This window comes from Runella aurantiaca (assembly GCF_003339505.1).
GTDB lineage: Bacteria > Bacteroidota > Bacteroidia > Cytophagales > Spirosomataceae > Runella > Runella aurantiaca.
This window is the reverse complement of the sequence record NZ_QPIW01000013.1, coordinates 110,008-123,909: the sequence shown is the minus strand read 5'-3', so window position 1 is coordinate 123,909 and position 13,902 is coordinate 110,008. Positions and strand designations below refer to the sequence as shown.

Below are 13,902 nucleotides of genomic sequence, written 5' to 3'. Positions count from 1 at the left end.
TTTCTTATTTCATACCTCTTAATTCCTACTTCTTGATTATAAGTGTTTTAGCTTAAGTCTCAGACTGTTTCCCACCACCGACACCGAACTCAGCGCCATGGCTGCCCCCGCAATCATCGGATTGAGCAGGAACCCGTTGAGTGGGTACAACACGCCAGCGGCGAGCGGAATTCCGATAAGATTGTAAATAAACGCCCAAAACAAGTTCTGATGAATCGCCGCTACGGTCCATTTAGAAAGGCGAATGGCCTGCGCAATTTTATGCAAATCGCCAGAAATAAGCGTCATTTTGGCCACATCCATGGCAATATCGGAACCTCGACCCATGGCAATGCTCACATCGGCCATCGCCAGCGCGTGGGAGTCATTGATGCCGTCGCCGACCATGGCCACCACTTTGCCCATTCGTTGTAATTCTTCCACAAAAGCGGCTTTGTCGGAGGGTAACACTTGGGCTTTAAAATGGTTGATTCCCACCTGTTTCGCTACTTGTTGCGCCGTTTGGACATTGTCGCCCGTCAACATATAAACGTCAATTCCTTGGTTTTGAAGTTCTTCAATGGCTTTGGCTGACGTTTCTTTGATGGGGTCAGTAATGCCAAAGGCGGCGATTACCTTGGTTTCGTTGGCAAAAACGATGACCGTTTTGGCTTCCAATTGCCACTTTTCAATGGGCGATTCCGACAAAGAAAGTTGCCGCTCGGTCATCCATACGGGGCTGCCGACGTAAAAAATCTCTCCATCGACGGTCGCTTTTACTCCCCGACCCGTTACGTTTTCAAACTGCTGAACTAAGCGCGTTTTGACGCCTTCCATTTTCAAATGATTCACAACCGCCTCGGCCAACGGGTGAGCCGATTGACTTTCAATGGAGAGCAAAATGCTCTTTTGAGATTCATGATTTTCGACCCAAAAACTGTCGGTGAGCGTAGGCTTGCCTTCGGTAATGGTGCCTGTTTTGTCCAAAATGATGGCATTCACCCGATGGGCTAGTTCCAAACTTTCGGCGTCTTTGATGAGAATCCCGTTTTCAGCGCCTTTGCCCACGCCCACCATGATGGCCGTTGGGGTAGCCAGCCCTAGCGCACACGGACAGGCAATGACCAGTACCGTAACCGCCGCCAGTAAACCCTGCGACAGGGCGTTTTCACCTCCTAAAATGAACCAAGCCATAAACGTCAGAATGGCAATGCCGATGACAATCGGGACAAAAATGCCCGCGATTTTGTCGGTCAATTTTTGAATCGGGGCTTTGCTGCCTTGGGCATTTTGGACCATCTGAATGATGCCCGCTAGTAAGGTTTCTCCGCCGATTTTTTCCGCAATAAATCGAAAACTACCCTGCTGATTGACCGTTCCTGCGAAGACTTTGGCCCCTTTGGTTTTCTCAACCGGAATAGGCTCCCCAGAAAGCATACTTTCATCCACAAACGAGGTGCCAAAAAGCACTTTGCCATCCACGGCAATCTTGTCGCCGGGCTTGACGATGATGCGGTCGCCAATGCGGACTTGGGCCAATTCTACTTCTTTTTCTTCGCCGTTTTCGATAATCCACACGGTATGCGGTTGGAGGCCCATCAGTTTTTTGATGGCTGAGGAGGTATTGGCTTTGGCTTTTTCTTCGAGCAATTTCCCCAACATAATAAACACAATCACGACGGCCGCCGCTTCAAAATAGACGTGCGGGTGAAGTCCCCGGCTGTGCCAAAATTCGGGGTAAATGGTATTAAAAAGGCTGAATAGGTAGGCAATTCCGGTGCTTAACGCCACGAGCGTGTCCATGTTGGATTGCCCGTGGCGAGCTTGTTTCCAGGCGTTAATAAAAAAACTTTTGCCAAACAGGGCCAATACGGGCGTGGTCAGGGCCAGCATAATCCAATTGGCGTAGGGCATTTTCATAAAAAACATACCGATAACCACCACGGGAGCGGTTAGGATACTCGCCCAAACCACATTGTTTTTGAGTGATTGCACGTGCGCTGTTTTTAATTCAGCTTGCTTTACTTGGGCATTGGCAGTATCCAAAATCAAGTCATACCCCACGGCCTGCACCGATTTTTTGAGCGCTTCGGGGGAAGTTTGGGTGGTGTTGAAAGTGATTTGGGCCGTTTCGTTGGCAAAATTTACGGCACATTCCAATACCCCTTCCTGTTTGTTGAGGACGTTTTCGACGCTGCTCGCACAAGCCGCACAGGTCATTCCCGTCACAGGAATCGTTATTTTTTGTTCGTTCTCTATCGTGAGCGTTTCCATGCTATTGTTGATTTGACGGTACAAAGGTACAGTGCTTAGATGAGGGAGTTGTTACACGATTTTTGGTAAAATTTATACTTTTATCGTTTCGATTAAGGCTTTTGAACTTGAGCCCCAGAAAACAATTTGCAGCTTGTGAATACGCAACATCTAAACACCGAGCTAGGTTCTGAAACCTCAGCTTATCAGCCAAATATTGGGTTCTTGGGGCAATCGTATTTTATTCTATGATGGCCGTAAAAATCAACTTTCTGGGACCTTCTTTTTCAATTGCCTGAAATAATCGAATATCTTCGTACTAAGTAAGAGAATGTGTCAGTTCCTTTTAATACAAAACAACTTGCCATGTTAAAGCGCCTTCTTTACCTATTTTTGGGTGTCCTCTTCGGGGTGACCGAAGCAACTGTTGCCCAAGTTTCTGCCAAACACAACTTGGTTTTTGACAAACTCCCAACCCGTTGGGACGAAGCATTGCCGTTGGGGAATGGTTTTATTGGAGAATTGATTTGGCAAAAAGGCAATAACCTACGCTTCTCCCTCGATCACGCTGAATTGTGGGATTTACGCCCGATGGAGGGCATGAAAAAGCCCGAGTTTACGTATGCATGGGTGCAGGAGCAAATCAAGAAAAACAACTACGCCGCCGTACAGCAATACGGTGATGTGCCGTATGAGCGTGAACCCGCCCCGAGCAAGATTCCGGGTGCGGCATTGGAAATAGAAAGCCAAACTTGGGGCGAAGTAAGCTCTGCTCGGGTGGATATACAAAAAGCCACGGCCGAAGTAAACTGGGCCAACGGGGCCAAACTTACCTCTTTTGTTCATGCTTCCGCGTTGCTAGGTTATTTTCGGGTGGAAGGTGTGAAAGATTTTAAAATCAGCCTGTTAGCGCCAAAATACGAAGGAGAAGTAGACAAAACTGCGGGTGGGTCGGTAGCGGGTGATGATTTGGCGCGGTTGGGCTACCAACAGGGAAAAGTGCTTCAACAAGGAAACGCCTATACCTACCGCCAAAAAGGCTGGGGTGGGTTTGAGTACGAAGTAAGTGTACGCTGGAAACCCCTCGGTGCTGATGTATGGGAAGGAGTTTGGGCGATTTCGGTGCATTATCCCAACAAGCCTAAACCTGCCGCCAGTACATTGACCGCTAAAGTAGTTCCGTTTGAAAAAGCGGCCTTAACGCACTTGTCTTGGTGGAAAAATTTCTGGGCTAAATCGAGTATTGAGCTGCCAGATGCCGTCTTGGAAAAACAGTATTATCTGGAACAGTATAAATTTGGCAGCACGGCCCGTCGGGGGGCGCCACCGATTTCATTGCAGGCAGTTTGGACGGCCGACAACGGCCGATTGCCGCCGTGGAAAGGCGATTTTCACCATGATTTGAATACGCAATTGAGTTATTGGCCCGGCTACACCGCCAATCATTTGGAAGAAACCCTCGGCTACCTTGACCACCTCGACCAAAATCGCCCCGCGTACCGCGAGTATACCAAATGGTTTTATCAAAGTGAGGGAATCAATGTTCCTGGCGTGACTACCCTCACGGGGGTGCCGATGGGCGGATGGATTCAGTATTCGTTTTCGCCGACGGTCTCTTCGTGGCTGGCGCAGCATTATTATCTCCAATGGCGCTACAGCATGGACCGTGATTTCTTGCAAAAACGGGCCTATCCGTGGTTTAAAGAGGTGGCGACATTCTTAGAAAAAAATACGTTTCTGAATGCACAGGGGCAACGTCAACTTCCCATCAGTTCGAGTCCAGAAATCAATGATAATCGGGTAACTGCTTGGTTTTCTGAGAATACGAACTATGATTTGTCGCTTATGCGTTTTACGTTTAGCAAAGCCGCTGAATTGGCGGCAGAATTGAAACTAACGCAAGAAGCCGCGCATTGGCAGAAGATTTTTGGCCAGTTTGCTCCTTATGCTCTTTCAGAAAACGCCGAATTGAAATTTGCACCATCGTTGCCCTATAATCAATCTCACCGGCATTTTTCGCACGTGATGGCCATTCATCCTTTGGGTGAAATTCGCTGGGAAAATGGTGAAAATGACCAAGCCATCATCAAAAATAGCCTTGCCTTGCTCGAAAAAATTGGCCCTGATTGGTGGTGCGGATATTCGTATGCGTGGTTGGGCAGCCTGAAAGCCCGCGCCAAAGACGGCACAGGGGCGGCCAAAACGTTGCGTACTTTTGCCACGGCGTTTTGTTTACCCAACTCCTTTCATGCCAACGGCGACCAAACGAAATCGGGCCTGTCTAAGTTTACATACCGACCGTTTACACTGGAGGGGAATTTTGCCTTTGCGGCGGGAATACAGGAAATGCTGTTGCAAAGCTATGCGGGTTTTATTGAAGTGTTTCCCGCCATACCTGCCGATTGGAAAGACGTTTCGTTCAAAGAACTACGAGCTGAAGGTGCCGTGTTGGTCAGCGGAAAACGTACGGGCGGCTTGGTGGACGAGGTTATTTTAAAATCTGAAAAAGGCGGTATCGCGCGGCTGAAATTGCCCTTCAAAACGCACTTTGTAAAGGAGAAAAAAGGGGCTGTGCTGGAGAAAATGGAGAAAGAATTTGTGGAAGTCAGTTTTGAGAAAGGTGGGGTCATTGTTTTTAAAAATGGATACGAATAACCAAAAAAGCAATTCTAGCCAATAAACGCATAAAGGCCAGTCATTCAGTAGAATAATTGACGCTGAATCTCGTTTATTTTAGTGCTTTCTCGATAGAATGTCTGCGGTAATGCAACGGTGAAAATCAAAAGTGAAAATCTGATGATTTGTCCGTAACTTTGCCCGCCTAAAATGAGAAATAACCCATTATGTATCCTCCAAAACCGCTAATATTAGTTAGTAATGACGATGGTATTACATCGCTAGGAATCAGGACGTTAGTTGAGTTAATGCAAGAGTTAGGCGACGTGGTGGTGGTGGCTCCCGACAGCCCCCAATCGGGGATGGGCCACGCGATTACGATTGGGGAGCCTTTGCGGCTTCATGCAACGGAGATTTTTAAGGATGTAAGGGCCTACGAATGTAGTGGTACTCCGGCCGATTGTGTGAAATTGGGCAAGCATTATGTGTTAAAAGACCGCACTCCCGACCTGGTAGTGAGTGGTATCAACCACGGGTCCAACAGTTCTATCAGTATTTTGTATTCTGGTACTATGTCGGCGGCCATCGAAGCAGCTATTGAAGGGATTCCCGCCATCGGATTCTCGTTGTGTGATTTTGCTCCGAATGCTGATTTTTCGCACGCCAAACCTTACATTTTGCAGCTTGCAAAAGCTGTTTTGGAGAATGGCTTACCCAAAGGAGTGGCACTTAATGTGAATTTTCCGAAAAAATCCGATGAGCCACTGAAAGGAACGCGCATTTGCCGTCAGACCAACGGAAAATGGGAAGAAGAGTTTGAGAAAAGAAAAGACCCGCACGGACGTAGTTATTTTTGGATGGCGGGCAAGTTTGTCAATTATGATGAAGGTATGGAAGATACCGACGAGTGGGCACTGGCCAATAATTATGCCGCAGTAGTGCCTTGTCAGTATGATATGACTGCCTATCAAACGGTTGAGTTAATGAAACAGTGGCAGTTGGAAGAAATTGAAAGTTAGCAATAAGGAAGAAAGGTAATTGAACCTTATACCGCGTTATCTTAAAAACTCTCTTGAAAATAGACCTTTCAGCTTATGAAAAATCAACAATCATTTAAAAACCCCTGCTAGCATGGCACTTTTAGGAAACTTGTTAAAAGGAGGACTAAAGCTGACCGTAAGCATTCAGCGTGAGAAAAACAACCACGCAAAAGTGCAGCGAAAAACGTTGAGCAAGCTTCTTGCGAAGGCGCGTTATACGCAGTTCGGTGAAAAGTATAATTTTGAAGAAATACTTAATACCGCCGTTTTTGACGAAGGCAATACGTTTTACGAAAAATACAAACAGTTCGTTCCCGTTCATAATTACGAAAAAATTTTCCGTGAATGGTGGCATAAAGCGCACGAAGGAGAAAAAAATGTATGCTGGCCCGGGCGGGTCAAATACTTTGCGTTGAGCTCAGGTACGTCGGAGGCGGCGTCGAAGTTCATCCCCGTCACCAAAGCCATGACCAAATCGTTTCAGCGCACGAGTATTCGTCAAATCCTGTCGCTGGGGCGGTACGAAGAACTACCGAGTGACCTTTATGAAAAAGGCTTCTTGATGATTGGCGGTAGTACCGACCTAAGCTCTATTGACGAGGGGCGTTTTCAGGGAGATGTAAGTGGCATCAATGCAGCCAATATTCCTTTTTGGTTTGAGCGTTATTATAAACCTGGGCCAGAGATTGCCCGTGAGCGTGACTGGAGCCGAAAGCTAGAAAAAATCGTGGAAGAAGCTCCCAACTGGGACATTGGTTTTATGGCGGGGGTGCCGGCTTGGCTCCAAATTATCATGGAGAAAATCATTGAACGCTACAAGCTGAAAAATATCCACGAAATTTGGCCAAACCTCAGCGTTTTTGGCCACGGTGGGGTTTCTTTTGAACCTTATCGGGCTGGTTTTGAAAAACTCCTCGGCCGCCCGCTTATTTACATTGATACGTATTTGGCGTCCGAAGGATTCATTGCTTTCCAAAATCGTCCGCACGCTGATGGGATGCGGTTGGTCCTCGACAATGGCATTTTCTACGAATTTGTGCCTTTCAACGACAAAAATTTTACCGAAGACGGCGAACTCGTTCCCAATCCACAAACCCTGATGATTGATGAAGTGGAAGAAGGCGTAGACTACGCGCTGCTGATTTCCACCTGCTCAGGAGCGTGGCGCTACCTGATTGGCGATACGATTAAGTTTGCTAATAAACAACGCGCCGAAATTACCATTACGGGACGCACAAAGCATTATTTGAGTCTTTGCGGAGAGCACCTTTCCGTCGAAAACATGAACAAGGCCGTAGAGCTAAGCGCCGAAGAGTTGGGAATCACCGTGAAAGAATTTACGGTAGCGGGCATTCGTCACGATTCGCTTTTTGCGCACCAATGGTACATCGGTACCGACGACGAAGTAGACGCCGATGCCCTGCGCGATAAGATTGATGGCCACCTCAAAGTGCTCAATGATGATTACATCGTAGAGCGGCGTCATGCCTTAAAAGATGTTTTTGTGACGGTGTTGCCTTCGGCAACTTTTTTAGGTTGGTTGGCCAAAAGAGGTAAAATGGGCGGACAAAATAAGTTTCCCCGTGTTCTGAAAAAGAACCTCATTGATGAATGGGAAGCGTATTTACAGGAACAAGGACTACAAGTTGAGACCGTTAATCTAAAATAAACGCCCCTTTCTAAGTCTGCTTTATTCCGATTCATAGGCAGGAAATTACACTTCAGCGAGCTGCCAGTTGCTACTGCCCTTCGACAAGCGCCATCTTTGCGTTGTCGAAGGGCAGTATTTTTTTGCATCGTTTATCGCATTAAGTTACTTCGCTCACGGCACATTCATACAACCACTTTAAAAAACAAAAAAGTAAGCCATGAAACGAATTAACTCTTTTATTGTGGCCACAATGGCCTTTCTGTTGATGACCCTTGCGGGTTGCAAAAAAAACGAAATCGAAGGTGAGCCTGCAGATGGCCTCCCTTTTGTGGGTAAACGAATGGTACTTGCCTCCTTTATCATGGACCCAGCGGTCGACTTTGATGGGGATGGAAAAGTGGATCCCGATTTGATGGTTTTTTTGCCAGACTGTGAAAAAGACAACGTCATGATTTTTGAAAAGGGCGGCCGATTATCGGGCGATAACGGTGCTAAGCGTTGCGATGATGACAGTCCTGTGCAAGGAAACACGGGTAGCTGGACGTACGACGAGCAGACCAAAATGTTACGTATTGTGGACGGCGACGACAATACCGATATTTCGGAGCTGAAAGTCATTGAGGCTTCCTCTAAAACCCTGAAAGCGCAGGTAGAAGTTGAGGAAGATGGTTTTGTGATTAAAGCCATCATGACTTGGAAAGCGATATAAACGAGCACCTCAAAAGCTAAAAATGCCGAGCCGTTTGCCGCTGGCAGGAAAGGCAAAAAGAAGGTATTTTCAATCAAAACAACTACAAGATTGACCCGATTGAATGACAGATGGCTACGTATCATTGGCATCACATTGTTGATGCTGATGAGCGTATCTGTCAATAATTACCTCCAAATGCCATTCAGTTGGACGGTTGCTGGGCGGTTGATGCTTACAATGACTTCTATTTTGGCTACTTGGCACCTCAATCGTTTTGTTATTTTTAAGTTTAGAGAACGGTATCCTTTGGGTAGCCAGATTATAAAACGGCTTGTTTTAACGTTTTTGACGGGGATGCTTGGGACTACGCTGGTGCTTTGGCTGACGGGTATTGCGAGGCACTGGCTTATTTATCAAACGCTGGATGATTCTATGGCCCAACAATATGCCACATTTACAATCAACAATCATCGGCTTTCACTCTGGTTTTATGGAGTCGATTTTGTGAAGGCAACCATTATGTTTCTACTTTTTTTGCCGGTGTATGAGGCGCTTTTCTTTGCCGTCGAATCCCGAGAAATAACAAACCGACTTCGGCAATCAGAGCGTGAAAAAGAAGCACTGGAGAAAACCAATCTTCAAAGCCAATTGGAAGCGTTAAAGCAGCAGGTAAACCCGCACTTTTTGTTCAATAGCTTGAACGCGCTCGGAACCCTCATTGAGGAAGACCCACCGCAAGCCTCCCTTTTTTTGGAAGAATTGAGCACCGTGTATCGTTATTTACTGCGGAGCAATGAGCAGAATCTGACCACTTTAGCGGCCGAGTTAGACTTCATTCATTCGTATACACATTTGCTCAAAACGCGCTACGGAGCAGGGTTAAAGATATCTATTCATGTCGATTCAGTTCACGAAGCATTTCTGTTGCCTCCTTTGACGTTGCAATTGTTGGTTGAAAATGCCGTTAAGCACAACATTATTTTGCCCGAACAGCCGCTTTCTATTTCGGTTTTTACGAACTCCGACAATCAATTGGTGATTACCAATAATTTACAGCGAAAAAATACCAAAATACACTCAAATGGTCTGGGGCTCAATAATATTCTGACCAAGTATAAAATGTTGGGGCAGACCGTTCCGACCATTCTTGAAAATGAAAATCAGTTCTCAGTTATGTTACCTTTGATAAAATATAGTTGACGCCTCAAAGCCCTTTTGTACCTTTTAAAAACTCTATTCTTGAAAAATTGGCGTTTATGGCCGATTTTTAACCCATTAATCTTTGCTCACTATGAAAATTTTAATAATTGAAGACGAGGAACTGGCCGTTCGAAAATTGTCGAAATTGTTGTTGGATTTGGATGAAAGCATCCAAATCGTAGGAACCTGCGCTAGTGTGAGGGCGTCAGTAGCTTGGCTGAATGCCCATTCGGGCGAGTCAGCGGTGCGGCCTGATTTGATTTTGATGGATATTGAGCTGGCCGACGGGCAAAGTTTTGAGATATTTGAACAAACCACCGTGAGTGCTCCCGTCATATTTACGACTTCGTATGATGAATACGCTTTGCGCGCTTTCAAAGTCAACAGTATTGATTATTTGCTAAAACCCATTAAGCGGCATGAGCTGGAAGCGAGCTTGGATAAGTACAAACGAACGCATTATAATCAAAATGGAGCAGTGGCTGGAAAAAGTGAAACCAGCGGTGGGGTCGATATTGATGCATTAGTACAGCAACTCCGCCAACACATTCAGCCGGCTGATTATAGGCGGCGTTTTTTGGTGAAACACCTGCAACAATGGGTGCCCGTTGAGGTGAGCGATATTGCCTATTTTTACTCCGAAGAAGGCGTTAGTTTGTTTAAAACCGTTCACAATCAAAAGTTTTCGCTGGATTACCCCTTAGATGAGCTAGAGGCGATGCTTGACCCCGCCCATTTTTTTCGGGCCAATCGTCAATACATCGTTCACATCAATACGGTGCAGCAGGTTCATCCCTATTTTAACAATAAACTGAAGTTAATTCTCAAGCCAAACACCGATGATGAAGTGCTGGTAAGCAGAGAGCGGGCCACGGATTTTAAGCGTTGGATGGGTAAATAAAAACGGAGGGCAGCATTATTGGGCTTTGGTCCAAACCGTAGTTTTGCCAAATGCTGCAATGCCTACGTATCCCCTGATTTCTAACTTTCCTTCTTTTAGTTTCAGAAAACCGTCGTAGGTTTTGCCGCTTTTGGGGTCGTATACTTTTCCGTTGCGCCATTGGTCTTGGTGGAATTCAAATTGTTCCAAAATGAGCAGGTTTAATAAGGGGCGCCCTTTCAATAAAGCGTTGGTGTTGTTGGCATCTTTTCGGGATGTTTTGCCGTCGGCTTCGTAGAGTTCTTTACCCCAAATCAGTTTTCCGAAATAAAGACTTCCTGATTTATAAATTCGGATTTTGCCGTCTTTTTCGGCGTTAAACCAATCACCCAAAATCGCATCCGCATTTTGAGAAAAAGTAATGTTGCTGATTAAAAATAGGGATAATGCGGCAAAAAGGAATGTTTTCATGGGCTTGCTGTGAATGGCTGATTCAACTTTACAAAACTAAAAATTTATCATTTAGTTTTGCAAAGAAGGTTGTTACACAGCACGATACTCAATCACAACAGGCTCATTTCACCCGCTAGAGGTTTTGCCAATTCTTCGCGGATGCGCTCCACATCGCTTTCTCGCGCCAAAATGCTCATCATCTTGGTAATAGCGGCTTCGGTGGTGATGTCGCCGCCGCCCACAACGCCGATTTTCTGGAACCACGTACTGGTTTGGTAGCGTCCCTGCATCACGCGCCCGCCGTCGCACTGCGATACATTCATGATGACTACGCCGCGCTCCGTGGCTTCTTTCAGTTCGTACAAAAACCAAGGTAGGGTAGGGGCATTGCCAGCACCGAAAGTCTCCAGTACCACACCGCGCAATCCGTTGATATTGAGGATGGAACGGAGTACATTTTGGGTGATGCCCGGAAACAACTTCAGAATGGTTACATTTTCATCCAAAGGCAGCTGGGTCTGAAAAGGGAGTTCTGGACGATACGGCGCGATGTAAGGGTAATTGTACTCAATCGTCACGCCGACTTCGGCCAAGGCGGGGTAATTTTCGGAGCGAAAAGCATTGAATTGGGAAGTCTCTTTTTTCTTGGCGCGGTTGCCCCGCAGCAGATAATTTTGAAAATAAATGCATACCTCTGGCACCAACGGGCGGCCTTCCCACTGCGCCGCCGCAATTTCTAAGGCTGTAATGATGTTTTCACGGGCATCTGTCCGGGCAATTCCGATGGGCAACTGTGCACCCGTCAGGATAACAGGTTTGCTGAGGTTTTGGAGCATGAAACTCAACGCCGAAGCGGTATAAGCCATCGTATCGGTGCCGTGTAGAATCACAAAACTGTCGTAAGAATCATAATGACGCTGAATCAACCGCGCCAAGTCCATCCACACATCGGGGCGCATATTAGATGAATCCATGATTTCTTCCAAACTCGTAAACGTAATCTCGAAGTCTAACCGCTTGATTTCGGGGAGTTTGTCCAGGATTTGTTCAAAATCAAAGGGGACGAGTTGGCCTTTTTCAAAGACCATTCCGAGTGTTCCACCCGTGTATATCACCAACACGGAAGCGCGCGGACGGTTGGGTAAAACGGGATTGATGGTGACTGATTTATACGCTGGCATGGTTGAGAAGTGTTGATGATAAAGGAATCGTTTTGAACGACGGTATGTTTAATAAACCATTTGGGTCGCATTCTGGGTTGTTATTCGGGCGAGTTCTTCCACCGTAATTTGCATTAAGTCAGCGACTTTCTGTGCAATAATCGGAATATACGCGACTTCGTTGCGCTTACCGCGATACGGGACGGGCGCTAAATAAGGGCAATCGGTTTCGAGTACGATGTGTTCTACGTCGATGTAAGGCAAAACCTTGTCTAGACCTCCGTTTTTAAAGGTAGCCACGCCCCCAATTCCTAGTTTGAAGCCCAATTCAATCGCTTTTTGGGCCTCTTCAAGTGTTCCCGTAAAACAGTGAAAAATTCCTTTTAGCAGTGGATTCCCAACTTGCTCAATCAGCTCAACGACTTCCCAAAAAGCACTGCGACTGTGAATATCAATCCAAAGATTGTGTTTGAGGGCCAAATGGCATTGCACCAAAAACGCTTCTTTTTGCTGCTCGACAAAGGTTTTATCCCAGTACAAGTCCATGCCAATCTCGCCAATGGCTACAAACCCCCTTCCCAACTTTCCCCCTGTTTGGGGAAGGAGTTGTTGCTGGGCTGCTTTATTGAGCCAATTTTCTACGATGTACAGTTCTTTTTGAAAATCTTCTTTGACATACGTAGGATGCAAACCCATCATGGGCAAACATACATTTGGATATTGCTCCGCCAACGCCATCATGCCGTCGATGGTCGTGTGGTCACAATTGGGCATCCAGATTTGGGTAATGCCCGCCTTAAAAGCGCGGTCCAGCATTTGGGTGCGGTCTTCATTAAATACTTCGTCGTAAATATGAGCGTGGGTTTCTATCATGAGTCGTGAATGGAGAAAGATGAAGCGCTTTAAATACAAACATTTTTCAGTTTTGCATTGGTTGCGGGTAGCTTGTACGGTTTTCTATTTTACGGTTTTTCAATACTCCCGCCCTTTCCAGACGGTGGTTTTTCGTAGATAAAAATTAATCAGCATCACAAAGTTCATAACGATGTGGAAAAGCCAGAAAAAAGGGACGCCAATAAAAAGGTGAGGTTGTTGCAGCCAATTTAAAATACTGACCAACCAAGTACAGACCCACAGAACGTATAAAAATAAAATAACAAGGGCGGCTTTGGGTATAAAAATGCCTAGAAGCACTATAAACGGAAGGAATAATGCATTGACATACACCCCGATACGTTGCCCCCAAGGCAGGGTCATGGCGCCGTGCATCCAGCGTTTTCGTTGAATCAATAGTTGAGAAAAGGTCGGAATCGGCTGGGAAAGGGTCAGGACGCGGCGGTCAAATAATTGAACGAACTTAAAACCTTGGGTCACGATAGCGTGAAAAAGAGCGTAGTCTTCCGTGATTGAAAAACCTACTTTTTCATACCCTCCCACGGTCTCAAAGGCTTTACGACTTACGGCCATGTTGTTGCCCATCGCCGTAATGGGGACCCCAAAAAGGGAAAATAAACGTATAAATGAAAGATAGTACAACCATTCAATGGCTTGCATCAATCCAAAAATACCTCCCCCTTTTATGGTTGTGGTACCTGTTACGATGCCCACGTTGGGTTTAAAATGCGAAAGCATGTTTTCAATCCACTTCTCTGGTACTTCGATATCGGCATCCGTAAAAAACAGGAATTCGCCCTGCGCCCGCTGCGTCAATTGGGCCAACGCATTGGTTTTTCCTTTCAGGGTCGATGCCCCGCCTGAATTTGGAGCGGGAGTAATGTTAACAAGTTCAAAATGAGGTTTGTCCCGAATAAACTCCCGCACCAACGCCCCCGTCTCGTCTTCCGAAGCATCATTGCCGATGAGGATTTGCAGGTGTTCTGGTGGATAACTCAACGCCGCCACAGACTGCAAACAAGCGACGATATTGTCCGCTTCGTTGCGAGCGGCGATAAGAACTGATACTTTTTTCACACCCTACT

Annotated in this window: 11 protein-coding genes; 6 read left to right on the top strand and 5 right to left on the bottom strand. The window is 46.2% G+C overall.

Going from position 1 to position 13,902, the window contains the following annotated elements; all coding sequences use genetic code 11:
* Positions 1-36 precede the first annotated feature (36 nt).
* Positions 37-2,253 carry a heavy metal translocating P-type ATPase gene (locus DVG78_RS16625; RefSeq protein WP_114462177.1) on the bottom strand — a complete coding sequence of 739 codons (2,217 nt, stop codon included), beginning with the start codon at positions 2,251-2,253 and terminating at the stop codon, positions 37-39.
* A 345-nt stretch (positions 2,254-2,598) separates the two neighbouring features.
* Between DVG78_RS16625 and DVG78_RS16620 the strand changes: the two genes are divergently transcribed.
* The 6 genes from DVG78_RS16620 to DVG78_RS16595 all read left to right on the top strand — a co-directional run bounded on the left by DVG78_RS16620 (position 2,599) and on the right by DVG78_RS16595 (position 10,331).
* Entirely contained in the window at positions 2,599-4,887 is a 2,289-nt protein-coding gene (locus tag DVG78_RS16620) for a glycosyl hydrolase family 95 catalytic domain-containing protein (protein ID WP_114462176.1), read from the top strand.
* A 188-nt stretch (positions 4,888-5,075) separates the two neighbouring features.
* Positions 5,076-5,867, top strand: a complete 792-nt coding sequence (gene surE, locus DVG78_RS16615) for a 5'/3'-nucleotidase SurE (protein ID WP_114462175.1) — start codon at positions 5,076-5,078, stop codon at positions 5,865-5,867.
* A gap of 112 nt (positions 5,868-5,979) precedes the next feature.
* A complete protein-coding gene (locus tag DVG78_RS16610) occupies positions 5,980-7,557 on the top strand; it encodes a GH3 family acyl-acid amido synthetase (RefSeq protein WP_114462174.1) in 1,578 nt (525 codons plus the stop codon).
* 199 nt (positions 7,558-7,756) lie between these two features.
* The gene (locus tag DVG78_RS16605; RefSeq protein WP_114462173.1) at positions 7,757-8,248 is read left to right on the top strand and encodes a hypothetical protein; all 492 of its coding nucleotides are present in this window, start codon (positions 7,757-7,759) and stop codon (positions 8,246-8,248) included.
* 90 nt (positions 8,249-8,338) lie between these two features.
* A complete protein-coding gene (locus DVG78_RS16600; protein WP_229598248.1) occupies positions 8,339-9,430 on the top strand; it encodes a sensor histidine kinase in 1,092 nt (363 codons plus the stop codon).
* A 91-nt stretch (positions 9,431-9,521) separates the two neighbouring features.
* Complete coding sequence (locus DVG78_RS16595) at positions 9,522-10,331, top strand: LytR/AlgR family response regulator transcription factor (RefSeq protein ID WP_114462172.1); 810 nt, start codon at positions 9,522-9,524, stop codon at positions 10,329-10,331.
* A 15-nt stretch (positions 10,332-10,346) separates the two neighbouring features.
* Here DVG78_RS16595 and DVG78_RS16590 read toward each other — a convergent pair whose 3' ends face one another.
* From DVG78_RS16590 to DVG78_RS16575, 4 genes are all read right to left on the bottom strand, one after another.
* Positions 10,347-10,781 (bottom strand): DUF2147 domain-containing protein, encoded by a 435-nt coding sequence (locus tag DVG78_RS16590; RefSeq protein ID WP_114462171.1) that lies wholly within the window; start codon positions 10,779-10,781, stop codon positions 10,347-10,349.
* 92 nt (positions 10,782-10,873) lie between these two features.
* Positions 10,874-11,944: an asparaginase gene (locus DVG78_RS16585; RefSeq protein WP_114462170.1), complete on the bottom strand. Its 1,071-nt coding sequence runs from the start codon at positions 11,942-11,944 to the stop codon at positions 10,874-10,876.
* A 48-nt stretch (positions 11,945-11,992) separates the two neighbouring features.
* A complete protein-coding gene (locus DVG78_RS16580; RefSeq protein ID WP_114462169.1) occupies positions 11,993-12,796 on the bottom strand; it encodes a TatD family hydrolase in 804 nt (267 codons plus the stop codon).
* A gap of 99 nt (positions 12,797-12,895) precedes the next feature.
* Positions 12,896-13,894 carry a glycosyltransferase gene (locus DVG78_RS16575; RefSeq protein WP_114462168.1) on the bottom strand — a complete coding sequence of 333 codons (999 nt, stop codon included), beginning with the start codon at positions 13,892-13,894 and terminating at the stop codon, positions 12,896-12,898.
* Positions 13,895-13,902 lie beyond the last annotated feature (8 nt).

Excerpts from the sequence above, each read along its gene's own strand:
- DVG78_RS16625 (WP_114462177.1), bottom strand. The coding sequence starts at position 2,253 with ATGGAAACGCTCACGATAGAGAACGAACAAAAAATAACGATTCCTGTG.
- DVG78_RS16620 (WP_114462176.1), top strand. The coding sequence starts at position 2,599 with ATGTTAAAGCGCCTTCTTTACCTATTTTTGGGTGTCCTCTTCGGGGTG.
- surE (WP_114462175.1), top strand. The coding sequence starts at position 5,076 with ATGTATCCTCCAAAACCGCTAATATTAGTTAGTAATGACGATGGTATT.
- DVG78_RS16610 (WP_114462174.1), top strand. The coding sequence starts at position 5,980 with ATGGCACTTTTAGGAAACTTGTTAAAAGGAGGACTAAAGCTGACCGTA.
- DVG78_RS16605 (WP_114462173.1), top strand. The coding sequence starts at position 7,757 with ATGAAACGAATTAACTCTTTTATTGTGGCCACAATGGCCTTTCTGTTG.
- DVG78_RS16595 (WP_114462172.1), top strand. The coding sequence starts at position 9,522 with ATGAAAATTTTAATAATTGAAGACGAGGAACTGGCCGTTCGAAAATTG.
- DVG78_RS16590 (WP_114462171.1), bottom strand. The coding sequence starts at position 10,781 with ATGAAAACATTCCTTTTTGCCGCATTATCCCTATTTTTAATCAGCAAC.
- DVG78_RS16585 (WP_114462170.1), bottom strand. The coding sequence starts at position 11,944 with ATGCCAGCGTATAAATCAGTCACCATCAATCCCGTTTTACCCAACCGT.
- DVG78_RS16580 (WP_114462169.1), bottom strand. The coding sequence starts at position 12,796 with ATGATAGAAACCCACGCTCATATTTACGACGAAGTATTTAATGAAGAC.